Origin of the sequence: Corynebacterium sp. 13CS0277, from assembly GCF_002994655.1 — a bacterium.
GTDB lineage: Bacteria > Actinomycetota > Actinomycetes > Mycobacteriales > Mycobacteriaceae > Corynebacterium.
Genome location: NZ_PPDL01000008.1, coordinates 56006 through 79826, shown reverse-complemented (window position 1 = coordinate 79826; position 23821 = coordinate 56006). Strand labels below are relative to the sequence as shown.

At 67.1% G+C, this 23821-nt stretch carries 17 protein-coding genes and 1 tRNA gene; 16 read left to right on the top strand and 2 right to left on the bottom strand.

Going from position 1 to position 23821, the window contains the following annotated elements:
• Positions 1 to 3: 3 nt before the first annotated feature.
• From C1Y63_RS04695 to clpX, 12 genes are all read left to right on the top strand, one after another.
• Positions 4 to 951, top strand: coding sequence for a hypothetical protein (locus C1Y63_RS04695; RefSeq protein WP_106015314.1), 948 nt, complete (start codon positions 4 to 6; stop codon positions 949 to 951).
• The gene (locus C1Y63_RS13175) at positions 945 to 3329 is read left to right on the top strand and encodes a hypothetical protein (RefSeq protein WP_106015313.1); all 2385 of its coding nucleotides are present in this window, start codon (positions 945 to 947) and stop codon (positions 3327 to 3329) included. Before C1Y63_RS04695 ends, C1Y63_RS13175 begins: the two co-directional genes overlap by 7 nt.
• A gap of 105 nt (positions 3330 to 3434) precedes the next feature.
• Positions 3435 to 4214, top strand: coding sequence for an N-acetylmuramoyl-L-alanine amidase (locus tag C1Y63_RS04685; RefSeq protein ID WP_106015312.1), 780 nt, complete (start codon positions 3435 to 3437; stop codon positions 4212 to 4214).
• On the top strand, positions 4214 to 4678 hold the full coding sequence (locus tag C1Y63_RS04680; protein WP_106015311.1) for a hypothetical protein: 465 nt from the start codon (positions 4214 to 4216) through the stop codon (positions 4676 to 4678). Before C1Y63_RS04685 ends, C1Y63_RS04680 begins: the two co-directional genes overlap by 1 nt.
• Entirely contained in the window at positions 4678 to 5100 is a 423-nt protein-coding gene (locus C1Y63_RS04675) for a hypothetical protein (RefSeq protein WP_106015310.1), read from the top strand. Before C1Y63_RS04680 ends, C1Y63_RS04675 begins: the two co-directional genes overlap by 1 nt.
• The gene (locus tag C1Y63_RS04670) at positions 5093 to 5536 is read left to right on the top strand and encodes a uroporphyrinogen-III C-methyltransferase (RefSeq protein WP_146128863.1); all 444 of its coding nucleotides are present in this window, start codon (positions 5093 to 5095) and stop codon (positions 5534 to 5536) included. Before C1Y63_RS04675 ends, C1Y63_RS04670 begins: the two co-directional genes overlap by 8 nt.
• Positions 5524 to 7260, top strand: a complete 1737-nt coding sequence (locus C1Y63_RS04665) for a hypothetical protein (RefSeq protein ID WP_106015308.1) — start codon at positions 5524 to 5526, stop codon at positions 7258 to 7260. Before C1Y63_RS04670 ends, C1Y63_RS04665 begins: the two co-directional genes overlap by 13 nt.
• A 729-nt stretch (positions 7261 to 7989) precedes the next feature.
• Positions 7990 to 8063, top strand: a tRNA-Pro gene (locus tag C1Y63_RS04660).
• A gap of 285 nt (positions 8064 to 8348) precedes the next feature.
• Positions 8349 to 9698 carry a trigger factor gene (tig, locus tag C1Y63_RS04655; RefSeq protein ID WP_106015307.1) on the top strand — a complete coding sequence of 450 codons (1350 nt, stop codon included), beginning with the start codon at positions 8349 to 8351 and terminating at the stop codon, positions 9696 to 9698.
• A gap of 347 nt (positions 9699 to 10045) precedes the next feature.
• Positions 10046 to 10627: an ATP-dependent Clp protease proteolytic subunit gene (locus tag C1Y63_RS04650; protein ID WP_106015306.1), complete on the top strand. Its 582-nt coding sequence runs from the start codon at positions 10046 to 10048 to the stop codon at positions 10625 to 10627.
• Between the two features lie 140 nt (positions 10628 to 10767).
• Complete coding sequence (locus tag C1Y63_RS04645; protein WP_106015305.1) at positions 10768 to 11397, top strand: ATP-dependent Clp protease proteolytic subunit; 630 nt, start codon at positions 10768 to 10770, stop codon at positions 11395 to 11397.
• Between the two features lie 307 nt (positions 11398 to 11704).
• The gene (clpX, locus tag C1Y63_RS04640; protein WP_106015304.1) at positions 11705 to 12991 is read left to right on the top strand and encodes an ATP-dependent Clp protease ATP-binding subunit ClpX; all 1287 of its coding nucleotides are present in this window, start codon (positions 11705 to 11707) and stop codon (positions 12989 to 12991) included.
• Positions 12992 to 13428: 437 nt separating this feature from the next.
• Here the strand turns inward: clpX and C1Y63_RS04635 are convergent, their stop codons facing one another.
• On the bottom strand, positions 13429 to 14136 hold the full coding sequence (locus tag C1Y63_RS04635; RefSeq protein ID WP_106015303.1) for a TetR family transcriptional regulator: 708 nt from the start codon (positions 14134 to 14136) through the stop codon (positions 13429 to 13431).
• A gap of 1255 nt (positions 14137 to 15391) precedes the next feature.
• Between C1Y63_RS04635 and C1Y63_RS04630 the strand changes: the two genes are divergently transcribed.
• Positions 15392 to 16369, top strand: coding sequence for a malate dehydrogenase (locus C1Y63_RS04630; protein WP_106015302.1), 978 nt, complete (start codon positions 15392 to 15394; stop codon positions 16367 to 16369).
• Between the two features lie 316 nt (positions 16370 to 16685).
• Here C1Y63_RS04630 and C1Y63_RS04625 read toward each other — a convergent pair whose 3' ends face one another.
• Entirely contained in the window at positions 16686 to 18185 is a 1500-nt protein-coding gene (locus C1Y63_RS04625) for a peptide MFS transporter (protein ID WP_106015301.1), read from the bottom strand.
• A gap of 410 nt (positions 18186 to 18595) precedes the next feature.
• On the opposite strand from C1Y63_RS04625, the gene C1Y63_RS04620 reads away from it, so the two are divergent.
• The 3 genes from C1Y63_RS04620 to C1Y63_RS04610 all read left to right on the top strand — a co-directional run bounded on the left by C1Y63_RS04620 (position 18596) and on the right by C1Y63_RS04610 (position 23686).
• On the top strand, positions 18596 to 21286 hold the full coding sequence (locus tag C1Y63_RS04620; RefSeq protein ID WP_106015300.1) for a valine--tRNA ligase: 2691 nt from the start codon (positions 18596 to 18598) through the stop codon (positions 21284 to 21286).
• A gap of 214 nt (positions 21287 to 21500) precedes the next feature.
• Positions 21501 to 23243 carry a folylpolyglutamate synthase/dihydrofolate synthase family protein gene (locus tag C1Y63_RS04615; RefSeq protein WP_106015299.1) on the top strand — a complete coding sequence of 581 codons (1743 nt, stop codon included), beginning with the start codon at positions 21501 to 21503 and terminating at the stop codon, positions 23241 to 23243.
• The gene (locus C1Y63_RS04610) at positions 23240 to 23686 is read left to right on the top strand and encodes a DUF4233 domain-containing protein (RefSeq protein ID WP_106015298.1); all 447 of its coding nucleotides are present in this window, start codon (positions 23240 to 23242) and stop codon (positions 23684 to 23686) included. Before C1Y63_RS04615 ends, C1Y63_RS04610 begins: the two co-directional genes overlap by 4 nt.
• Positions 23687 to 23821: the final 135 nt, after the last annotated feature.

The window sequence follows — 23821 nt, the reverse complement described above, 5'->3', positions numbered from 1 at the left end:
ACCATGAGTGACGAGCTGCTGCTGCCTGAACCCGCCGTGAGCATCATCGGCCCCGACGGTCGTGGCATCCCCCTGGCCCGCGTCCACGGGCACGCCCGCCACGACGGGCCGCGCACCCGCCGGCACAACGCCCCGGGCATCTACCTCCGGGAGGTACCGGCGGGCTGGGTGGGGTGGCCAACCCAGCCCAGCATCGAGCGCGGGTATCAGCAGTTCGGCGGCAGGTGGCGGGGCACCAGCCACCCCAACACGACTCTGACGCTGAAACTCCAGGCCAGGGGAGTGGGGCGCGACGGTACCCGCCACCTTCCCGACACCACTGTGCAGTACCTCATCGACAGGTTCCTCAACGCCCTTGGCGACGGTAGTGAGCCTCGCCGTCTGGTGGTGCGGACCGCCCGCCACGGGTACCGGTGGGTGGAGGTGTACTACATAGGCGTCACCCAGCTGGACACCTTCGGCACCCCGGGGGCGGCGGGCTTCGCCCAATTCGACGTCCAGCTCGCCGTGCCGTACCCCGCCTGGCAGCGCTTCCCCGACGCCTACACGTACACCGGCCCGGAGGTGGAGAACACCCGCACCACAGGCCTCGCGGTGCCCTACGACGGGGATCTTCCCGCCTGGCCCGTCATCACCATCGCCGGCAGCTACACCGGGACCTTCAGCTACCTCCACGATGGGCAGTCCAAGCCCCTGGCCCTGCCGCCCCGCAGTGGGGCGACGTGGACGATCGACACCCGGCCCGCCACCCAGTCCGTCACCTACACCGCCGGTAGTAAGACCGGCCACTTCGGCGGCTTCGTGCCCTACTGGGCGGAGCCGCTCGCCCCACGCTTGAGTGGGCAGAGCCGCCGGGTCCTCCCCGTCCGCTGCTCTTTCAGCACCCCGTCCCGCAATGAGAACGCCACCGTCACCGTCACCCTCACCCCGGAGTCCACCCGAGCATGGTAAGCAAAGCTCCCACCCCCACCGCCCGCACACCGCACCCCCACGGCCCTCGCAGTACCCGCCACCTCAAGCCCGACCTCAGGGTGTGGGACACCTACTACGCCCGCTGGCGGCCCATCGTGGATGTCCAGTCCGCCAAGTTCAGCCGCCACGGCGACATGCAGGTCGACACCGCGACCATCACCCTCCCCGGCGACCACAACCTCTCGCCCGTGTGGGCGGCGACAGGCCGCAACCCCGCCCCCGTCACCCTGGAGGTCAACGGGCAGTACTGGACGGGGCGGGTGACCACCGCAGTCAAGGCCGGCGACGCCCAGGGGCGCACCACGTGGACGCTCACCCTCGCCTCCGACGACAAGCACCTCCACCGGCTGCTCGCCGCCGACCCGGGGGCAACCACCAGCACCTCCGGTGGCAAGGACGTTCCGCTCGCCGTGCACCGTGGCCTGCTCCACCGGGTCATGTACGAAATCATCTACGCCCGCGCCCTCGCCCAGCAGCTCCCCACCTACCTGTGCCTGCCATCCGGCTACTACGCCACCATGCCCAAGGTGGAGGCGACGGTCAGTGCCGGCGATAGCGTCGCCGGGGTACTCGGCCCGATCCTGGAGCAGTCCACCTACTACGCGGACGTGCGGATGCTGCTGCCGGAGCACGACATCCCCGTCACCACCATCCCGCCGGATCCGACGTCCGGCCCCGTCCTCGCGATCACGGGCACCACCAAGGCGTGGTGCGCGGCGAAGCGTGCCCAAGGGTACTGGCCCCACGCGAAGGTGGGGCACCTGCGCCCCTACGACCTCACCCAGGCGCAGCAGTACCCCATCGAGGCGTTCGCAGGCATCGCCTACCGCGACGCGCTGGGCAACTCCATCAAGGACGGCAGGGCAGGCCTGTGCTGGGTGCCGATGTACCCGACAGGCTCCGGGGAAAGCCCCTTCCGGATTATCGAAACCATCATCTACCAGCGGTACCGCGCCACGTATGAGGCGGGCGTGTCGGAGGCCAACAAAGACAACGAGGACATGCGCGAAACCCACGCAGAAATGTTCAAGGGCTTCGCCAAGGGGTACAGCGAGAAGCTGTGGAAGAGCGCGGTACGCGTCATGGGCGTCGACGACTTCTACCGGCTCCCCGACAACTCGCTGGTCAACAACCTGCCCGCATTCGTCACCCGCTGGGCACGAGGGCAGTTCAGCGCCGAGGACTACTTCCACGCCACACTGTTCCCGTGGAACATCAACGTCGGCCACCCGCTCATGGCCAAGGGCGAGTACCAGAGCCTCTACCACGTGCCAAAATTCAAAGGCAAGTGGGATAAAAAGAACTACCCGGAGGGCCTCAACCCCGAGGTGTTCCCCACCCACCCCGAGGACCTCCTACGCACCCACAGCATCATCGACTACCTCCACAAAAAGCTCCATAACCAGGAAGTATTCGGCATCAACTACGCCGACAAGTGGTGGCTCATGACCCGCGCCCAGTACGACGACTACCGGCGGAAGGTCGCCGCCCAGGAGACGGCCGCACCCGCGCGCGCAGCCCTACCCCAGGTCCCCGGCCTCATGGTGCACCTCTACCGGGAACGCGACCGCCCCGAGGTAGTGTTCGCCACCCGTGGCGGCGGGGGAGTGGGGCAGTGGTCGACCACCTACAACGCCCCCGACGGGGCGGAGATCGTCGCCGCCGCCCAGTGGGACGCGTGGATGAACCGCCTCCTCACCGACGACGCCACCCCACTGTCCGTCCGCGCCCGCACCGGGGTGCAGGCCAAGGCCATCACCCCCGACCAGGCCGCCGCCGGCGGCAAAGGGGTGCAGCTCGGCGACGTCGCCAAGGCCACCACCGACGACGGGCCGGTGTACACCCAGTTCCACGCGAACATCAACCCCGCAGCCACCCAAGCCGGCAGCACCGTCAGCTACAACACCCTCGGGGCGGCGGTGAACCTCGACGCGGTGGGGGCGTTCGCCTACCGGCAGCGGTTCGCCAACCTCGGCACCGGGGCGTGGACGGCAGACACCACCGACGCCCTGGAGAAGGAGTGGATCGCCTCCCAGGGCAGCGTCGGCGTGAAGCTGGGGGCTGGTAACGCCCTGGGGTGCGTGTTCGGCGACGACGTCACCGAGGGCGGTGTCACCTACCCCGGGTGGCGCATCGGCGACCGGGTGCGCTTCGCCGACGGGGACACCGTCATCAGCGAAGTCGTATCCGGGTGGGAGGCCGAGTGGGGTGTCAACACCCCGTTGTCCGTCGCCCCCATCCTGGGGCGCAGGCAGGACACCGAGTCCCCCATCGATGCCCTGGTGAACGCGATGCGTGCCGCCGAGGCGTTGGCCGGCCGCGCGGCGCTCGCCCCACCGCCCCCGGCGAAGTCCTAACGGCACCCGGGCGGGTGGGGTGCGGGGGACTGACCGCACGGGGGAGTGTGGTGCCCTAGGGGGCGACGACGGCGGCGGTGCACCACACGAAGGACAGGAGGGGTCTTGCAACCCAACCCCAACCACCGGGGCGACCCGGTGTTCCTCCCCCAACTGCTGCGCGAGTGGGGCGTTACCGTGCGTGAGCACCCCGGCTGGCGTGATAGGGGGCACGGCGACTTCGGCCGCATCATCGGCGTGGTCGCCCACCACACCGGCCACAACGCCACCGGCGCGGACTACATCGCCCGCCACCCCCAGCTGGGCCTCTGCGCCCAAATCCACCTCGCCCGCGACGGGGTCGCCACGATCACCGGCGCAGGCATCGCCTGGCACGCCGGCCAAGGCTCCTACCCCGGCTGGCCCGCCAACAACGCCAACGCGGTGAGTATCGGCATCGAGGCGCAGTCCGATGGCACCAGCCCCTGGCCGCAGGCCGAACTCGACGCCTACGTGCGCATCTGCGCCGCCATCTGCTGGTACCTGGGGCTACCCGCCACGGCCGTCATCGGCCACAAGGAATGGGCCGGTGCCGCTCAAGGCAAGTGGGATCCGGGCGGCATCGACATGAACGACTTCCGCAACCGGGTGGCCGCCGAAATCAAGCGCGGCCCCACCGCAACCGCCCCCGTGGGGCAGAAAGGGGCCACCGTGTCCTTCGACCAAATCCAGGCCCGCTACCCCTCCCGCGTGGAGGGCAGCACCGTCACCATGCGCCCCCTGGACGCACTGCTCAACGCCGACGCCCACGCCTTCGTGGCGCGCGCCAACACCGAGCGAATCCTCACCCAGCTGGCAGACATCACCCGCCGCCTGGACGCACTCGAAGCAAAGGAGGCCCACTAATGGTCGGTACCCCCATCCTCGACTTCACCGGCGAGTACATCTACCAGCAGGTCAAGACCCAGCCCTGGTACCGCGCCCACGCGAACACCGTCACCACCATCGCCGGGTTCCTCGTCACTTCCGTCGCATGGCTTGCCTCCCAGGAGTGGGCGCAGAACGACACCCGCATCCAGACCGCCGTCTGGGCTGTCGGCTTCCTCGCCACGATCGTCGGCGTGCGCCGCACCCCCAACGGCTGGTCCGCCTCCCAGCTCGCCAAGGTCAACGAAGCCCGCGCAGGGTTCATCGACTCCGGCCACGGGTGCACCAACACCACCCACCAGCCCCACACAGGCGAGACCGCAGCCCCGGCACCCGCCGCACCCGAGCCGCAGGCACCGGCCGCCACCGTCGACCCCGACCCGGCGCTCGACGCCAGCCTCGCCGCACTGGTGGACACCTACAACTCCCGCCGGGGGCAGTGATGCGCGGGCCGTACAGCTGGGCGCAGGGGGCCGACCGTGCGCGGGTCCTGGGCAGCATCGTCCTCGCCGCCTTCTGCACGGCTCGCCTCATCGTGTGGATGACCCCCTGGCCCAACGTCGTCCCACCCCTCGACATCGTCGAGGCCGCACTCCCCCCACTGCTCTGGATGGTGCTGTGGGGCACCGCAGCCGTCGGCTGCGCCATCGGGGCCACCAACCTCCGCGTCTACCGGTGGTCCACCGGCTTCGCCGGCACCCTCCTGTTCGTCTGGGGAGTCTCCTACGCCATCGCCGCCTTCAACGCCCCCGGGCTGGTCATGCCCGCCTGCATGAACCTCGCCCTGGCAGGCATGGTCCTCGTCAACGGCAGCTTCTCATCCCTGCTGCCCTCCCGGCTGGAACCAGGCGGTGCGCATGGATAGCGGCATCATCAGCCTCATCAGCGGCATCGGTGTAGCCATCGCCGGCGGGTTCTGGGGCTGGCTCCAAGCCCGCGAGAACCGGCGCGGCGGCGAAGCGAAGGCATCCTCCGAGGCCGCGCTGCGCATCAACGAGCGCCTGGAGGCCAACCTCAAGCAGGCCGACGAGCGCGCCGCCGACTTCCTGCTGGAAGCCAACCAACTGCGCGAGCGGATGAACGCGGTGGAGGAGGAGCACGCCGAAACCCAGCGGCAGCTCACCGAACTTTCCGGGAAAATCACCATCCTCCAGCGGCGCATCGCCTCCGCCGACCACCTCCTCCAAGTCGCCATGAGGCACATCGAGGACCTACGCACCGACTTTGCGGTGCAATACCCCCAGGCAGCCGTCCGGCCGCTGCCGCCCGAGCTTAAGGAGTACCGACAGTGGGAGAAGTAGGGAAGTTCACCGCCCGCGTCGAGGGCAGGTTCGTTGACGATGACGACTACCTGCGCACCGGCCGCGCGTGGATCGAGATTGACAACACCACGGGCCTGGCGACCCTGCCGGTGTCTGGCGAGTACCTCAAGCTCAAGGAGGCGGTGACCCGCAAGGCTCAGGAGGCCGCGTCCTCGGCGACGGCTGCGAACAATGCGAAGAAGGGCGCGGAGAGCGCTAAGTCGCAGGCCGACGCGGTGAAGAAGGCCACCGACGCGGTGAAGAAAGCAACCGACCAGGTCAAGGCCGACACTGAGCGCATCAGGAACGAGGCGAAGGCCCACGCCACCGCAGCGGCCACCGCCAAGGCCGGCGCGGAGACAGCCAAGAGCGGCGCGGAGACCGCGAAGACCGGGGCGGAGAACGCAAAGAAGGCGGCGGAGAACGCCAAGGGTGGTGCGGAGACCGCAAAGAGGGCGGCCGAGGCTGCTGCCAGCAAGGCAGCCGAGACCGCCAACACCGGCATCAAGCCCGGCAGCATCGGGCTGTCGTCCCTCAAGTCCGAGGTCGCCAACCCCGTGCGCGCGGTGAGCAGCCTCGTGGACATGCCCAACTGGGTGAAGGCCAGGGACCCCCACCAGCCGGGGGTGAACACCATCGCGGTGCGCCGCTCCACCGGGGCACTGCGGGTGGGGCCTCCGACCGAGCCGGCCGACGCGGTGAACAAGGCCTACTTTGACGAGCAGCTCAAGCCCGGAAAGAGCACCAGCGCCCGGGTGAACGCCTACGCGGCAGGCAAAAAGGACACGATCGTCGCCCGCACCAAGGACGGGCAGATCCCCGTGGCTACCCCGCCGACGGACACGTGGTCTGCCACCAGTAAGGCCTACGTCGACGGGCAGATCGCTACCCGCGCGCCTGGCAGGCACACCCACAGCCTCCGCGACCTCCAACGCAACGGCAGCGACGGCACCCTCGAAGTCAGCGGCCGCGTCGACGGCATCAACTGGGCCATCAAGAACTCCACCATCCCCGTCCGTACCCACTACGGCACGCTCAAAACCTCACCCCCGCAGTACGACGACGATGCGGTGCCCAAGAAGTGGGTCGCCGACAACTACGCGACCAAGACGCACACCCACACCCTGGCAGGCCTCTCCGACGTGCCCAGCTGGGTGAAAGCAGCCGACCCCCACCAGGCGAACATCAACACCATCGCCGTACGCCGCTCCACCGGCGCGCTCCGCGTGGGCAACCCCACCGAGAGCGCCGACGCCGTCAACAAGGGCCACCTCGACGCCCGGCTGGCAGTCAGCACCGCGTCGACGGGCACCGTCAACGCCCACGCCCTCGGCAAGAAGGGCACCATCGTGGCGCGCAGTGCAGACGGCCAAATCTCCGTCGCCGATACACCCTCGGCAAACAGTTCCGCCGCGTCGAAGGCTTATGTAGACAAGGAGGTCGCCAAGGGTGCGAAGACGCGCACCGCAGTCGTTGGCGGCTGGCGTATCGCCCGCTCCGGCAACGTCGTGACGGTGCAGTCCGGCAACGACGCCAAGGCCCCCATCACCGTGCCGGACTGGGCGCGCCCCACCTGGCACGTGCAGGCAGCGGGCCAGGTCCACGGAAGCACGTCAACGCTGCTCTTCATGCTCAGCAACAACGGGAACATGTACTACGCCTCCGGCAGTACCCTCGGTGCCGGCAAGAAGATCCGGGCCTGCTTCACCTTCGTCGTCGGCTGACCCTAGGCCCGCCCGTAGCCCCCGCACTGCCCTGTACCCACGGGGTGGCGGGGGTTATGCAATATCCGCATAAATAAGTTATTTAAAGGGGTGGGGGAACACCCCCAAAAACCGCCCCGAAAAAACGGGCACCGGCAACAAAAAAGCCCCACACCAGAGCGGGCACTCGGCGGGGGTGGAAGTACTACCAGCGGCTTTAAAAAAGTTTGACGAAAGCCGCGATTATATGAAAGGGTAGCTTGGAAGGCTGAGGTATTAGCCACTATACGACGTTCCCACGGTACTGCTTAGAGCCGTGACCAGCGCTTATCGCGCACCGTCGCATGGTATCGGACGCGGGCGGGTTACACAAGTCTCGCGCTGTCTGTGTCCTCGGGGCGGGGGCGTGGGACGTGCGGGGAGTGGAGCTTGGGGGCTTGCGTGCGCGCACCACACATCCGACGTGGCGCCCCTACGGTGAGGTTGACTCGGGTAGTGCATGCCTGCGTGGGTGGCGGCGGTGGTGGGGGAGCAGTAGAGAGCACGTGATCGCGAAGTTCTGTGGCGTGGGGAGAAGTTATCCACAGGCTCGGGCTTGACATTTGGGCAGGTGGGAGGGGGTGTTGGCGTGGATGCTGCGGGGAAGTGGACCCCGGTGTGTGGGCGTGCTGGCAATACTGGGTAGACTGCTAGCCACGTCCACGCACTGGTGGTCACCTGCGGTGGTTTCTCCAGTGGTCGTGACGTGACCGGGATATGGCGCAGCTTGGTAGCGCACCTGCTTTGGGAGCAGGGGGTCGCAGGTTCAAATCCTGTTATCCCGACGCTGAGTACCGCGGCCTGGCCGACCACCATCACAGATGGAAAGTGTCGGCCCGGGAGCGTGGTGTTGGTTCGGGTGCTAGTCCTTGCGCTCACGCGACTGCGGGAGTGCACGATGAGCGCCACACGCTCATCGCTGGGCTGGCATCGTTCTCAGTGCAACAACCATGTAGTTTTCCGAGTCGCCATCTGCTGTGCGCATTCCATCTCCTGCCGTCGCTTGGTGCGGCGTGGGTCGGGTGCTGGCGGTGGGCGGCTCACCGTTAATTTTCCCAGGAGTGTGACTCGTGAAGAGTTCCGTCGAGAAGCTCAATGACACCCGCGTGAAGATCACCGTCGAGGTTCCCTTCGACGAACTCTCCGCTGAGTTTGATCAGGCCTACGCAGCGCTGTCCCGCCAGGTGCAGGTGCCCGGTTTCCGTAAGGGCAAGGCCCCGCGTCAGCTGATCGAGGCCCGCATCGGCCGCGGCCCGGTCATCGAGCAGGTCATCAACGAGATGCTGCCGTCCCGTTACTCCCAGGCCGTGCAGGCCAACGAGCTCAACGTGCTGAGCCAGCCGGTCATCGATGTGACCAAGGTTGAGGATGGTGAGCTCGTCGAGTTCACCGCCGAGGTTGACGTTCGCCCCGAGATCGAGGTCCCGAACTTCGAGGACATCTCCGTCACCGTTGACGCTGTCGCCACCGACGAGGCTGCTGTCGATGCGGAGCTCGATCGTCTCCGCGCCCGCTTCGCCACCGAGAAGGCTGTGGAGGGTCCGGCTGCTGAGGGCCACATCCTCACCATCGACCTGTCTGCTGCAGTCGACGGCAAGGAGATCCCGGAGGCTTCTGAAGAGGGCCTGACCTACCTGGTCGGCTCCAAGGACTTCATCGAGGGTCTGGATGAGGCCGTCACCGGCCTGTCCGCTGGCGAGTCCGCCACCTTCGACGCCTCGATCCCCGCCGGCGAGCACTCCGGCGAGACCGGCCAGGTCACCGTCAAGGTCACCGCCGTCCGCGAGCGCGTGCTGCCCGAGGTCAACGACGAGTTCGTGCAGGAAGCCTCCGAGTTCGACACCGTCGACGCGCTGCGCGCCGACCTCGCCGAGACCGTCGAGGAGCGTGCCAAGACCCAGCAGGCCATGGCCATCCGTGACGCCGTTCTCGACGCCGCCCTGGAGAAGACCGAGTTCGCTCTGCCCGAGTCTCTCATCGAGGAGCAGGCCAACGGCCAGATCCAGAGCCTCATCGCTCAGGTTGGTGGCGACGAGAACATGCTCAACATGGTGCTCGGCGCCCAGGGCATGGACCGCGAGACCTTCGAGAAGCAGGCCCGCGAGTCCGCCACCACCAACGTGCGCACCCAGCTGTTCCTCGATGCTCTCGCTGAGATCGAGCAGCCCGAGGTGACCAACGAAGAGTTCACCCAGCACATCGTCTTCACCGCGCAGAACTACGGCATGCAGCCGCAGGAGTTCGTCGAGCGCCTCAACCAGGCCGGCCAGCTCGGCACCGTCATGGCCGACCTGCGCCGCGGCAAGGCTCTCGCCTCCGCCATCTGCAAGGTCACCGTCACCGACTCCGAGGGCGCATCTGTCGACCCCAAGGAGTACTACGGCGAGGATGACGCCGAGGCCGCTGCCGAGGAGAACTAAGCAGCACCCCCACCGCGCCGCCCGTCCCGCATGAGGGGCGGGGAGCGCCTCAGGGACCGTGTGAAGCCCCCAAGGCCCAGCATTATCGTTGTGGCCCCTGGGGGCTTTCGCCTACCCGCGTTGACCCCAAAACGCCGCTACGCTCCCGCCGGCCGTGCGCTGTGAGCGAACATCGGCGAAAAAAGCCACTTTTCTTCGCCCGCACTCCACCACCGGCGGTAGGCTGTCAGGCAGCCGCACGCCCCCGCGCGGGGTGCGCTGACACCTCTACTCCCCAGAGGGTCAGCACACCCGGTACGGGCGCGTGCCACGGAAATAATCACCGCCGTCAACAGATTGAAGAGACCATGAGCGACAAACTGCTGATGTCTGCCACCGCAGGCATGAACCTTTCCGACTCCGTCTTCGAGCGTCTCCTCCGGGAGCGCATCATTTTCCTCGGCACCCAGGTTGACGACGAGATCGCCAACAAGCTGTGCGCCCAGATCCTCCTGCTGTCCGCAGAGGACCCCACGCGGGACATTAACCTCTACATCAACAGCCCCGGTGGCTCCGTCACCGCAGGCATGGCGATCTACGACACCATGAAGTACGCCCCCTGCGATGTCGCCACCTACGGCATGGGCCTGGCGGCCTCCATGGGCCAGTTCCTGCTGTCCGCGGGCACCAAGGGCAAGCGCTACGCCCTGCCCCACGCCCGCATCATGATGCACCAGCCCTCTGCCGGTGTCGGTGGTACCGCGGCCGACATCGCCATCCAGGCGGAGCAGTTCGCCCACACCAAGCGGGAGATGGCGGAGCTCATCGCTGAGCACACCGGCCAGACCGTGGAGCAGATCACCAAGGATTCCGACCGTGACCGCTGGTTCACCGCCGCTGAGGCGAAGGACTACGGCTTCGTCGACCACGTCATTACCCACGCGAAGTAAGCGGGCGTGAGCACCACCCGCCGCAGCACACACGAGGCCTGCGGCGGCGCGGGGAAGCACGTCCCCTGCGTACGTGGCCGCGAGCCTTCTTTTTAGTCTTTTTCGCTCACCCCTCATCATTCGCTTTAGGAGATCTCACCATGAACCAGTCCTCGATGCCGACGTCGCGGTACATCCTCCCCTCCTTCGTGGAGCAGTCCACCTTCGGTGCGAAGGAGTCCAACCCCTACAACAAGCTGTTCGAGGAGCGCATCATCTTCCTCGGCACCCAGGTCGACGACGCTTCGGCGAACGACATCATGGCGCAGCTGCTCGTCCTCGAGGGCCAGGACCCCGACCGGGACATCACGATGTACATCAACAGCCCCGGCGGTTCCTTCACCTCGCTGATGGCGATTTACGACACCATGCAGTACGTGCGCTGCGATGTGCAGACCGTGTGCCTTGGCCAGGCGGCGTCCGCTGCGGCGGTGCTGCTGGCTGCCGGCACCCCCGGTAAGCGTGCCGCCCTGCCGAACGCCCGCGTGCTTATTCACCAGCCCGCCACCGGTGGTGTGCAGGGCCAGGTGTCCGACCTGGAGATCCAGGCCAAGGAGATTGAGCGCATGCGTACCCTCATGGAGACCACGCTGGCGCACCACACCGGCAAGACCCCGGAGCAGATCCGTATCGATACCGACCGTGACAAGATCCTCACCGCCGCTGAGGCGAAGGACTACGGCATCATTGATCAGGTCTTCGAGTACCGGAAGCTGTCTGCGCAGCGCTAACCGCGTCACCTCACCTTCCGCGCACGTCACGTCTCACAGTTCATCTGTGGGCGCCGCACCACCGCCTTGATCGTGACGTGCCGCGTCGCACCCCACTGGTGCCCGCTGACACCGCCGCTGCGGCGGTTACGCGGGCATGGTGGGGTGTTTCCTGCACCGGGTGTCCCACCCGGTGCGGCTAAAGTGGTGCGGTACAGCCCAGCCCGACCGTCCACGCACACCACCTCGTGCGGGTGCTTGCCGGCCCTGTCAGCCGGCGGTGTGGCGTGGGGTTCACCCACCTTTAAAGGAACTGGTAAAGCCATCCATGTCTGAAGCTTCGGACCTCATCAAGTGCTCGTTTTGCGGCAAGAGCCAAAAGCTCGTCCGCAAGCTGATCGCCGGCGGCGGCGTGTACATCTGCAACGAGTGCATTGAGCTGTGCAACGAGATCATTGAGGAAGAGTTCGCCAAGGCGGACGCCCAGGCCCGCGCGGAAGGCCCCCGCCTGCCGAAGCCGAAGGAGATCGCTGAGTTTCTCGACGGCTACGTCATCGGCCAGGATCAGGCGAAGCGCACCCTGGCGGTGGCGGTGTACAACCACTACAAGCGGTTGCGGAACCAGGAGCTGGCGTCCTCGTCCCGTGGGGCGAGCGAGGGGGAGGTGGAGCTCGCGAAGTCCAACATTTTGCTGCTGGGGCCGACGGGTTCGGGCAAGACGTATCTGGCGCAGACGTTGGCGAAGATGCTCGACGTGCCGTTCTGCATTGCTGATGCGACTTCCCTGACGGAGGCCGGCTATGTCGGCGAGGATGTGGAGAACATTCTGCTGCGTTTGCTGCAGGCTGCCGACATGGATGTGGAGCGCGCGCAGCGCGGCATCGTCTACATCGACGAGGTCGATAAGATCGCCCGCCGCAGCGAGAACCCCTCCATCACCCGGGATGTGTCCGGTGAGGGCGTGCAGCAGGCGCTGCTGAAGATCCTGGAGGGCACGGTGGCGGCGGTGCCGCCGTCCGGTGGGCGTAAGCACCCCAACCAGGAGTACATCAACCTGGACACCTCCAACATCCTGTTCATTGTTGCCGGTGCCTTCTCCGGGATTGAGAAGGTCGTCGAAACCCGCCTCGGGGCATCGTCCTTGGGCTTCGGTACGGAGATGCGCTCCAAGGCGGATCTCAGCGAGCTGGATATCTACTCCCAGGTGCAGCCGGAGGACCTGGTGAAGTTCGGGCTGATCCCGGAGTTCATTGGTCGTCTTCCCGTCACGGCGACGGTGTCGAACTTGGACGCGGAGTCCTTGGTCAAGGTGCTGACCGAGCCGAAGAATTCGCTCGTGCGCCAGTACTGCGCCCTGTTTGCCATGGACGGCACGGAGCTCGTCTTCGAAGATGAGGCACTCACCGCCATCGCGGAGAAGGCCCTGGCCCGTAAGACGGGTGCCCGTGGTTTGCGCTCCATTCTGGAGGAGCTGCTCACGCCGCTCATGTTTGATCTGCCGGACCGTGAGGTCGCCCGCGTGATCGTCACCCCCGGTTTCGTGGCCGGCGAGGAGGAGGTCACTGTCGTGGAGAACCTCATCGATTCCCCCGGCCGCCACGTGAAGTCGGCCTAACAGCCGCGAACCAGCGCCGTACAGACGCCCACACGTCCTCGATTGTTTTCGGGGAGGTGTGGGCGTCTGTGCGTGGTGGGGTGTGAAGGCTCGGGCGCCATGCCACGACCGTGGCTAGTCGACGTGCCTACCCGCGCTGTGGGGCCTTGCTGGCGCTGTGGTGGTGGCCTGTGCGCGCGGCGTGGCTGTGGGCCGCGCGCCGACCCTGTCGCAAGGCGCGCAGTGCGCACGTGCGGGTGCGCCAGCGGTCGTGGGAGGCTCAAGCCTTGGGCCTCCCTGTGCGTGTGTCGCTCGGGCTGGGGCGGTGGCGCGTCGGCGGCTTTACACAACAGCCCCGCAGTCCTCCCCGGGGGCGCGTGCGCGCGGGGGAGGAGTGCGGGGCGTGGGGTGGGTGCGTCCGGCCGATGGGTGCGCCGGGGTGCACGTGACGGTGGGGGTTATTCGTAGATGGACTGGGCGCCACCGTCGGTCTGCCCGAAGGTGCCCACCAGGTAGCTCATGCCGCCGGTGTTGCGCATGTTGGACGTCAGGAACGCCAGCACGGCATCACGGACGAGGCGGCGCATGCCGTCGACGTTGTCGTCGTCGGCCATGTCGGTGCCGTAGAGGTTGGCGAACGTCGCGCGGTTCGTCACCCGGAACATGCACAGGGATGCGACGATGCCGTACACGTCGACAGCGGCGATGCCCGGGCGGAAGGCACCCGCATCCTGGCCCATCATCAGGATGCGTTCCATCTGCAGCACGATGGAGGACTGGTCGGCGAGCGGCGCGCCGCGCAGCATGTCCGCCTGCCCGAAGAGGTTCTCCATGGTGACGAGCCGGACCGAGCTTTCCTCCTGGGACATGCGGTCGTAGATCGCGTCGACGATCTGCGCCATGGCCTCCACCGGGACGGTCGATTCGAGGGCCATGTCCTGGGCGTCGGGGCGCAGGCGGCTAATCGCCAGCTGCAGGGTGCGGACGTACAGGCCGCGCTTGTCACCAAAGTGGTAATGGATCATGCGCTTGGACATGCCGGAGCGCTGCGCGATGGATTCGAGACGCGTGTCGTCGAAGCCGTGCTTGGCGAAGCACTCCAGGGCGATGGAAACGACCCTGTCCACCGTGACAGTGCCGTGCTCAAGGTCTTGCTCAGTCGACATAGGCGGCAAACCTCATCCCTTCAAAAATGTGGGTGGAGAATCTTGTAAGAAACAACAACGTCGTGGTGCGCGCACCTGGCGGTACCGCCCTGCGCAGGCTGCGTCCGGCGCGGCACCCGTGACGCGCGGAGGAAGCCTGGAGGTACCCCGGGGGTCCGGGGAGTGTCTGTGCCACCCGACCACACACGCGGCGACACCGAGGCGTTTGATGAACAACTCGTGCCGCGGCCACGACGTGCACGTGGTGTGCAGGCTCGGCACTGCCCGCCCCGCCGTGCATCGCGTGCTTGCGCGGCGATGTGAGACGGGGTGGGGAAAGAAAAGAAAAAAGCAGTATGGAATTGAAGTCAGTCACACCGCGACTGGACAGCACCTCATCATCTGGGGTGGCGTCGTGGAAGGATCGCGTGCATGAAGTCTTGTGTGGACGGCCACGCCCCACCCGCATGGTGGTGTGTCGTCATGCGTGGGGGAAGTGACAAACGCACTCATGTGTTTTATCACTTCTTTGACCCGCCTGAGCCCCGGGTGGGGTCCGGCCGTGTCCCCACCCGGTGGGGTGAGGGCGTGTGGGTGACCTGGGAATCCCCGCGCGGGGCGGGGGTAGCCGGGTGGCCGCGCACACCCTGATGGAGGTGACAGTCCGTACAACCTGGCTACTATGCTGCACGAATTCGCGCCGCGCTGCATCGCCGTGGCCCTATTCGGGGGTAGTTCCGCGGGTCCACCGCGCGTTATCCTGCGCTTCTGCCGACGTGTGCGAGATATTCGCCACAGTCGACGCGGAAGTGGGCGGGCATGGTTTTCGCGTCCCATTCACTCGCGGGGCCGTATCTGGGGGCACCTCGTGGGGGTGGTCCTGCGCGCACGGGGCGGGCGGGTGCCCTAATCGCAGAACGCGAGCCCGCCGAGTGTGGGATTGGTGACGTCTCCAGCCCGGCGGAGGGAATGCGGCTCTGCGCATGTGAGCCACTCGACAGTACGGGCGGCAGTGTTGTCCCGCTAGGCTGGGTGCAAGAAAAGTGACCCACGCTGTCGCAGGTGCATGATGCAGTTCGATGTGTCCGTGGTGTGGCTTTTCGCCCGCCGTGTGACTCCCACGGCCCACGCAGCGCGTGGCGGTGGAGGCACCTTGCGACTGTGAATCCCCTTGACAACGGGGACCCCCGGCGGTCACCGCGTCGACGCACCTGAAAAACAAAGAATCCGGGTGCGGCTGGCGCGGGTGCTGCCTTCGACGTGTAACGGAGAAACCATGACGGAAACCAAGAAGATTGCCGTGACCGGCGCTGCCGGCCAGATTTCCTACTCGCTGCTGTGGCGCATCGCCAACGGCGACGTGTACGGCAAGGACACCCCCATCGAGCTGAACCTGTTGGAGATCACCCCGGCGCTCGGCGCGACGGAGGGCGTGGCCATGGAGCTGCTGGACTCTGCGTTCCCGCTGGTCCGTAACATCCGCGTCACCGACAAGGCGGAAGAGGCCTTCGACGGTGCCAACGCCGCCTTCCTCGTCGGCGCGAAGCCGCGTGGTGCCGGCGAGGAGCGCTCCGCGCTGCTGGCCGCCAACGGCAAGATCTTCGGCCCCCAGGGCAAGGCCCTCAACGACCACGCCGCCGATGACATCCGTGTCCTCGTGGTGGGCAACCCGGCCAACACCAACGCCCTGATCACCAAGGCGCACGCGCAGGACATCCCGGCGGAGCGTTTCACCGCCATGATGCGCCTCGACCACAACCGTGCCATCTCCCAGCTGGGCACCAAGCTGGGCAAGCCCTCCGCTGACTTCCGTAATGTCGCCGTGTGGGGCAACCACTCCGCCACCCAGTTCCCGGACATCACCTGGGCCACCATCGATGGCGAGAAGGTCTCCGACCTGGTGGACCGCGAGTGGTACCTCAACGAGTTCATCCCGCGGGTGGCCAAGCGCGGTGCCGAGATCATCGAGGTCCGCGGCAAGTCATCCGCGGCATCCGCCGCCTCCTCCGCGGTCGATCACATGCGTGACTGGGTCCAGGGCAACGACAACTGGTGCTCCGCCGCCGTGTCCTCCGACGGTTCCTACGGTGTGCCGGAGGGCCTCATCTTCGGCCTGCCGACCATCGCCCGCGACGGCAAGTGGGAGATTGTTCAGGGCCTCGAGCTCAACGACTTCCAGAAGGAGCGCATCGCGACCAACATCCGCGAGCTGGAAGAAGAGCGCGACGCTGTGAAGGCCGCCGGCCTCATCTAAGCCGACCCGCGTCCACCGCGCACACCCCCTTCTCACCGGGGGCCAACAGCCGGGCCGCACCCACACACCACCTGTGGGGGCTGCGGCCCGGCTGTTGTGCGTGCAGGCAGCCCAACGCGGGCTGGCGGGGTATCCCCGCGATCGTGTCGTCCCCTCCAGACGCCGACGCCCCGCCGACCTCAGGCCACCTGCCGGGAGGGGAGGTGGTGTGCAGTGAGGTGCGGCGGGGCGGGGGAGATAAACCCACGCGTTCGGAGCTGTGTGCCGGGCGCGTGTCCGCCCGGGATGGCGGGTGGCGAACGCGGTGGTGGGGTGCCTAGGCGACGCCTTCGAAGGCGCGCTCAATCGGCTTGCGCATGGACAACAGCAGCACGCCCAGGCCAATCATGACCGCGGCGGTGATGATGTGGAACAGGCGCTCGTCGCTGGGGATGTCCGGGTGGTAGAAGCCGGCGAAGGTGCCGGCCAGGGCGGTGCCGATCGCCCAGGACAGGAAGTGCAGACTCATCATGCGGGTGGGGAACGCCTCCGGGGCCAGCTTCGTGGCCAGGGAGAAACCGATCGGGGCGATGAGCAGCTCCGCCATGGTGAAGATGAACAGGATGAGCACGATGACCATGAAGGGGGTGGAGTTCGGGCCGCCGCCCGCGAAGGGCAGGAACACCAGCGGGGCGATGCCGATGATGATGAGGCCCAGGCCGAACTTCATCGGGGTGGACGGTTGGCGGGATCCCATGCGGGTCCACATGGAGGCGAACACGCCCGCGAAGATGATGATGAAGATCGGGTTGATGGAGTTCATCCACTCCGGGGTGATGGTGTGCCCGAACATGGTGCGGTTGAGGCGCTCGTCGGTGTAGATCGCCAGCACGGTGAACTGCTGCTGGAACAGGGCGGTGAACGCGACCGTGGAGAGGAACATCGGCACGTACCCGCGCAGGCGGTGGCGTTCGACGTCGCTGACCTGCGAGGAGCGGTACATCTGCAGCCACATGACGACGGCCGCGACGAGGGAGACGATCGACACCGCGTCGGACAGGCGGCCGACGGTGAGGATGCCGGTGGCGAACAGGCCCCAGATGATCAGGGCGCAGGCGACCAGGCCACCTGCGAGCCGGGGGTAGGCGCTGCGCGGCAGGGGGCTGGTGGGGTGGAACTTGTCCACGTCGATGGTGCGCTTGCGCAGGATGATGTACTGCCCGGCGCCGAGCGCCATGCCGCCGGCGGCGACGAGGAACGCGGGGTGGAAGCCGTACTGGGAGCGCACCCAGCCGGTGAGCAGCGGGCCGAAGAGGGCGCCGATGTTGATGCCCATGTAGAAGATGGAGAACCCGCCGTCGCGGCGGGAGTCGGTCCGCGGGTAAAGGCTGCCCACCACGGTCGACGCCGTCGTCTTCACGCCACCGGAGCCGAGGGCGATGAGGGTAAGGCCGACGGTCATGCCCGCAATGCCCGGCAGGGCGGACAGGCAGAGGTGGCCGCACATGACGCCAATGGCGGAGAAGAACAGGGTTTTCTCCGCGCCGAGGATGCGGTCGGCGACCCAGCCGCCGCCGATGGCGGCCAGGTAGACGAGGCCGCCGTAGGCACCCATGATGGCGGTGGCGACATTCTGGTCGATGCCGAGGCCGCCCTCAGTGGCCTTGAAGTACAAGTAGAAGATGAGGACGGCCTGCAGGCCGTAGAACGAGAAGCGTTCCCAGATTTCGACGCCGAAGATGTTCGCCAGGCCCATGGGGTGGCCGAAGAAGCGGTGGTCGAGTGACTGGTGGCGCTGCGCGTTGTCGTCAGTGGGGTGAGCTACAGCGTTGGACATGACTCGGGAGTTTACGACGCGAAGGCCGCCGCGTCTCGATTTTTTGAATCTTGTTCAAGCGTTCCATGTCGCGCCCCGTATAACTTGCACGGGTGACTCACCCGCCCGGCTCATGGCGCCCATGTGCCCGCCTAACACGGGCTGTACCAGCGCTAAGGGGTATGAAGCGCTGCTTCAGTGATGGCCGCGGCGCCGCCAAAAAATGCAGTCGCGCTGGCTCTCGCACTGGAGTCGCGGTGTGTCGAAACACACATGCTGCACACTCGGCGTCCGCCCCACGGGTGGGGCGCCGGGTCCGGTTGCTGAAGTGACCATCGCCGGCGGCCGTGGGGGAGATGGCCGTCGCGAACCCCGCCCGCGGGCGCGGGGTATTGCGGCCGGTAGGGGAGGCGGTGGGCCAAGCCGCTAAGATGACTGCCATGTCTAACGCCGATGATCGAGCACAATCCCTGCCGAAGTCCTGGGATCCTTCCGCCGTGGAGGCGGACATGTACAACGCCTGGGTGGAGGCGGGCTACTTCACCGCCGATGCTGCGAGTGACAAGCCTGCGTTCTCCATCGTGCTGCCGCCGCCGAACGTCACCGGCCAGCTGCACATGGGCCACGCGCTCGATCACACCTTGATGGACAGCATCGCCCGCCGCAAGCGCATGCAGGGCTTCGAGGTGCTGTGGCTGCCCGGCATGGACCACGCCGGCATCGCCACCCAGACGAAGGTGGAGGCCAAGCTCAAGGAAACTGAGGGCAAGGACCGCTTCGATTACAGCCGCGAAGAATTCATCGAGCGGGTGTGGGAGTGGAAGCGCGACTTCGGCGGCCGTATCGGCAACCAGATGCGCGCCATCGGCGACTCCGTCGACTGGTCCCGCGAGCGCTTCACCATGGACGAGGGCCTGTCCCGCGCGGTGCAGACCATCTTCAAGGAGCTCTACGACCGCGGCATGATCTACCGGGCGAACCGCCTGGTGAACTGGTCGCCGGCACTGACGACCGCCGTGAGTGACATTGAGGTTGTCTACAAGGACGTCGAGGGTGAGCTCGTGTCCATCCGCTACGGCTCCCTCAACGACGACGAACCGCACGTCATCGTCGCCACCACCCGCGTGGAGACCATGCTCGGCGACGTTGCCGTCGCCGTCCACCCCGAGGACGAGCGCTACACGGGCCTGGTGGGCACCACCTTGGACCACCCCTTCCTGCCGGACCGCAAGATGATCGTCGTCGCCGACGACTACGTCGACCCCGAGTTCGGCACCGGCGCGGTGAAGATCACCCCGGCCCACGACCCGAACGACTACGCCCTCGGCAAGCGCCACAACCTCGACATGCCGACCATCATGGACGAGACCGGCCACATCAGCGGCACCGGCACCCAGTTTGATGGCATGGACCGCTTCGAGGCGCGCGTGAAGATCCGCGAGGCCCTTGCCGAGCAGTGCCGCATCGTCGCAGAGAAGCGCCCCTACGTCCACTCCGTCGGCCACTCGGAGCGTTCCGGCGAGCCGATCGAGCCGCGCCTGTCCCTGCAGTGGTTCGTCAAGGTGGATGAACTGGCCAAGATGGCCGGCGACGCCATCCGCGAGGGCGACACGAAGGTGCACCCGACCTCCCTGGAGCCGCGCTACTTCGACTGGGTCGACGACATGCACGACTGGACGATTTCGCGCCAGCTGTGGTGGGGCCACCGCATCCCGATCTTCTACGGTCCCGACGGCGAGATCGTCTGCGTCGGCCCCGACGAGGAGCCGCCGGCAGGCTACGTGCAGGACGAGGACGTTCTCGACACCTGGTTCAGCTCCGCGCTGTGGCCGTTTTCCACGATGGGCTGGCCGGACGCCACCGCGGACCTTAAGAAGTTCTATCCCACCAGCGTGCTGGTCACCGCCTACGACATCCTGTTCTTCTGGGTGGCCCGCATGATGATGTTCGGCACCTTCGCCGCCTCCCTGCCGGGCAGCAACCTGGGTGAGGGCCGCGACGGCCGCCCCCAGGTGCCCTTCAAGGACCTGTACCTCCACGGCCTGGTGCGCGACGAGCACGGCCGCAAGATGAGCAAGTCCCTCGGCAACGGCATCGACCCCATGGACTGGGTGGAACGCTACGGTGCCGACGCGCTGCGCTTCACTCTGGCGCGTGGCGCGAACCCGGGCGTGGACCTGCCCGTCGGCGAGGATTCCGCCCAGTCCTCCCGTAACTTCGCCACCAAGCTGTTCAACGCCACCAAGTTCGCCCTGATGAACGGCGCGCGGGTGGATAGCCTGCCGGAGCGCGCAGCGCTCAGCGATGCGGACCGGTGGATCCTCGACCGCCTGGAAGAGGTGCGCGCCCAGGTCGACGACTACCTGGAGAACTACCAGTTCGCCAAGGCCAACGAGGCCCTGTACCAGTTCGCCTGGGGCGAGCTGTGCGACTGGTACCTGGAGATCGCCAAGTCCCAGATCCCCCGGGAGGGCACCAGCCCGGCAGGGGAGAACACCAAGGTGGTCTTGGGCCGCTGCCTCGACGTGGTGCTGCGCCTGCTGCACCCGACGATGCCGTTCGTCACCGAAGCCCTGTGGAAGGCTCTGACCGGCGGCGAGTCGCTGTGCATCGCCCCGTGGCCGACGGCAGAGGACACCAACGGTGGCGTCGCCACCGACGAGGTGGCCCGCCGCCGCATCGCCGACCAGGAGAAGCTCATCACGGAGCTGCGTCGCTTCCGCTCCGATCAGGGTGTCAAGCCCTCTCAGCGGGTGCCGGCCGCCATCGACTTCGCCGCCGCCGACCTCGCCGGCCAAGGGGACGCGGTGCGCTCCATGGCGCGCGTCGACGCCCCGGCAGAGGACTTCGCGGCTTCCGCCGAGCTGGAGATTCGTCTCAGCCAGGCGACCATCACGGTCGCGCTGGATACCTCCGGCACCGTCGACAAGGAGGCGGAGCGCAAGCGCTTGGAAAAGGACCTCGCTGTCGCGAACAAGGAGCTGGAGACCACCGGCAAGAAGCTCTCCAACGAGTCCTTCATCGCCAAGGCCCCGGAGGCCGTCGTGGAGAAGATCCGCGCCCGCCGCACCATCGCTGAGGAAGAGGTGGCTCGCATCAGCGCCCGCCTCGCCGAGCTGTAACACAACCTCTGTGCGCCGTGGGGCCGGGGTGGGTGAGACAACAACCCCGCCCCGGCCCCACGCGTTTGTGCAGCTGTCGTGCCTGTAGCTCGACGCCCGCGTTCCGCGTGGGCGACTATCCTGTGAGCGTGACCCGGCGACGTGCTGTTCACACGGTGCCGCAGTGACGTTGCACCGACTTTTTTCTTATTTGAGGACTGCTTACCCCACCACCATGCCTACCTCTCACGACCCTCATGACGAGGCCGCTGACCTCGACCGCGCCGCGGACTTCACCGATCCTTCCGAGGCCGATTCGGAGGAGATCGCCCCGGATCAGCTGGAGGCCATCCAGCAGCTGGCGGCCGCCGCCGGTATTCCGGACGCCCACATCCCGCGCGACGGCAACGCCGTCGAAGCCGCTCTCGCGGCCGCGGGCCTGGGGTTTTCGGACTTTGAGCACGACGAGGACGGTGAGGAGGACGATACCCCGCTCACGGGTGAGCTCCGGGTCGACGACCAGGGGCTGACCTTGCCGATCGGTGCTGCTGCGGAGGAAAGCAGCCAAGAGCCGGTGTCCGCTGAGGACTTGGCGGCGCTGGCCCAGGTGGAAGCCGAGTTGGATTCCCGCTGGTCGGAGGTCACCATCGACCCCTCCCTGTCCCGCATGGAGGAGCTGATGGATATCCTCGGCTCCCCGCAGCTGGCGTACCCGACGATTCACGTGGCGGGCACGAACGGCAAGACGTCGACGGTGCGCATGATTGAGTCGCTCGTGCGGGCGTTTGCCCGCCGGACGGGGCGGACGACGAGCCCGCACCTGCAGCTCGTCACCGAGCGCATCGCGATCGATGGGGTGCCGCTGTCGCCGAAGGACTATGTCCGCACGTGGCGGGAAATCCAGCCCTATGTGGAGATGGTCGACGCCCGCAGTGAGGCCGCCGGCGGCCCGCGGATGAGCAAGTTCGAGGTACTCACCGCGATGGCGTTCGCCGCCTTCGCCGACGCCCCGGTCGATGTGGCCGTCGTGGAGGTCGGCCTCGGCGGGCGCTGGGATGCCACCAACGTGGTGCGTTCCGACGTCGCTGTCATCACCCCGGTGGGCCTGGATCACCAGGACTACCTGGGGGAGACGATCGAGGAGATCGCCGCCGAAAAGGCCGGCATCATCAAACCCCGCTGGGACATGGGTGACCTGCTCACCCCGCCGGACAATGTGGCCATTGTGGGCGCGCAGGAACCGGCCGCCATGAAGGTCATCCTGGAGCGCGCCGTGGAGGCCGATGCGGCGGTGGCTCGCTTTGGTCAGGAGTTCGGCGTCATTGATTCCTCTCTCGCCGTCGGCGGGCAGCGCATCAGCCTTAAGGGCCTGGGCGGGGAGTACGAAGACATCTTCCTGCCGTTGGCGGGCGAGCACCAGGCGGCGAATGCCGCGTGCGCGCTGGCCGCGGTGGAGGCGTTCTTCGGCGCCGGCCCCGGCCGCCTGCTCGACCACGACCGCGTGCGGGAAGGCTTCGCCGCAGTCGAGAGCCCCGGCCGCCTGGAGCGAGTCCGCGCCACCCCGACGGTCTTCGTCGATGCGACGCACAACCCGCATGGGGCGAAGGCCTTGGCGAAGGCCCTTGATCGGGACTTCGACTTCCGTCGCCTTATCGGCGTCGTCGCCGTCCTTGGCGACAAGGATGCCCGCGGCATCCTCGACGCCCTGGAGCCAGTCCTCACCGAGGTCGTCATCACGGAAAACTCCTCCCCGCGGGCACTGCCCGCCGAGGAGCTCGCGGAGATGGCGCGAGAAATCTTCGGCGAGGAGCGCGTGCACGTCGCCGACACGTTGACGGGTGCGGTGGCGCTGGCCGTGGAACTCGCGGAGGAATCCGACGAGCCCGGCGGCCAGGTCTCCGGCTCCGGTGTGATTGTCACCGGCTCCGTCGTCACTGCGGGCGAGGCCCGCACCCTGTTTGGAAAGGACCCCGCATGAGTGACACCACGCCCCCCACGCCTGCTGCTGGCGACGTCGAGTATGGGCCGCTGGGCCCGGGACATGCCCCGGCGAAGGATCCGCTCAAGGGCCTCAATGGCGTCATGGCCGGCACGCTCGTGATGGAATCCATCTCGTTGCTGCTGGTGCTCACCGTCATTGGGCGCCTGGATAGCGGCGCGTACTGGACGCCCGCGAACTGGCTGTTCGTCACCGCCATCGGTGTAGTCATGTTCGTGTGGGCCTTCTTCCAGCGCACCCGCGTCAACCTGGTGGTGAACATCGCCCTGCAGGTCGTGGCTCTTGTCGGCGCGTTCTTCGTGCACTACTCCATGGTGATCATGGTGCTGGTCTTCATCGCTGTGTGGGCGTTCATCCTGTACCTGCGCAGCAACCTCATTGCCCGCATGAAGCGGGGCCTGCTGACGACCCAGCACACCTAGCGGCCCCAGCCCCGGATCGCGCAGCATCCGGAAGCCGCCGACGAGCGTGTCCCACGCCCGCCCCACCCACCGCAGCACGCGGCGATGCCGGGGCGGGCGTTCGCATTCCCCGGGGAACCCGGGAGTGAGGTGCCG

Coding starts and splice junctions, on each gene's coding strand:
- C1Y63_RS04695 (WP_106015314.1), top strand. CDS start 4: ATGAGTGACGAGCTGCTGCTGCCTGAACCCGCCGTGAGCATCATCGGC.
- C1Y63_RS13175 (WP_106015313.1), top strand. CDS start 945: ATGGTAAGCAAAGCTCCCACCCCCACCGCCCGCACACCGCACCCCCAC.
- C1Y63_RS04680 (WP_106015311.1), top strand. CDS start 4,214: ATGGTCGGTACCCCCATCCTCGACTTCACCGGCGAGTACATCTACCAG.
- C1Y63_RS04675 (WP_106015310.1), top strand. CDS start 4,678: ATGCGCGGGCCGTACAGCTGGGCGCAGGGGGCCGACCGTGCGCGGGTC.
- C1Y63_RS04670 (WP_146128863.1), top strand. CDS start 5,093: ATGGATAGCGGCATCATCAGCCTCATCAGCGGCATCGGTGTAGCCATC.
- C1Y63_RS04650 (WP_106015306.1), top strand. CDS start 10,046: ATGAGCGACAAACTGCTGATGTCTGCCACCGCAGGCATGAACCTTTCC.
- C1Y63_RS04645 (WP_106015305.1), top strand. CDS start 10,768: ATGAACCAGTCCTCGATGCCGACGTCGCGGTACATCCTCCCCTCCTTC.
- clpX (WP_106015304.1), top strand. CDS start 11,705: ATGTCTGAAGCTTCGGACCTCATCAAGTGCTCGTTTTGCGGCAAGAGC.
- C1Y63_RS04635 (WP_106015303.1), bottom strand. CDS start 14,136: ATGTCGACTGAGCAAGACCTTGAGCACGGCACTGTCACGGTGGACAGG.
- C1Y63_RS04630 (WP_106015302.1), top strand. CDS start 15,392: ATGACGGAAACCAAGAAGATTGCCGTGACCGGCGCTGCCGGCCAGATT.
- C1Y63_RS04625 (WP_106015301.1), bottom strand. CDS start 18,185: ATGTCCAACGCTGTAGCTCACCCCACTGACGACAACGCGCAGCGCCAC.
- C1Y63_RS04620 (WP_106015300.1), top strand. CDS start 18,596: ATGACTGCCATGTCTAACGCCGATGATCGAGCACAATCCCTGCCGAAG.
- C1Y63_RS04615 (WP_106015299.1), top strand. CDS start 21,501: ATGCCTACCTCTCACGACCCTCATGACGAGGCCGCTGACCTCGACCGC.
- C1Y63_RS04610 (WP_106015298.1), top strand. CDS start 23,240: ATGAGTGACACCACGCCCCCCACGCCTGCTGCTGGCGACGTCGAGTAT.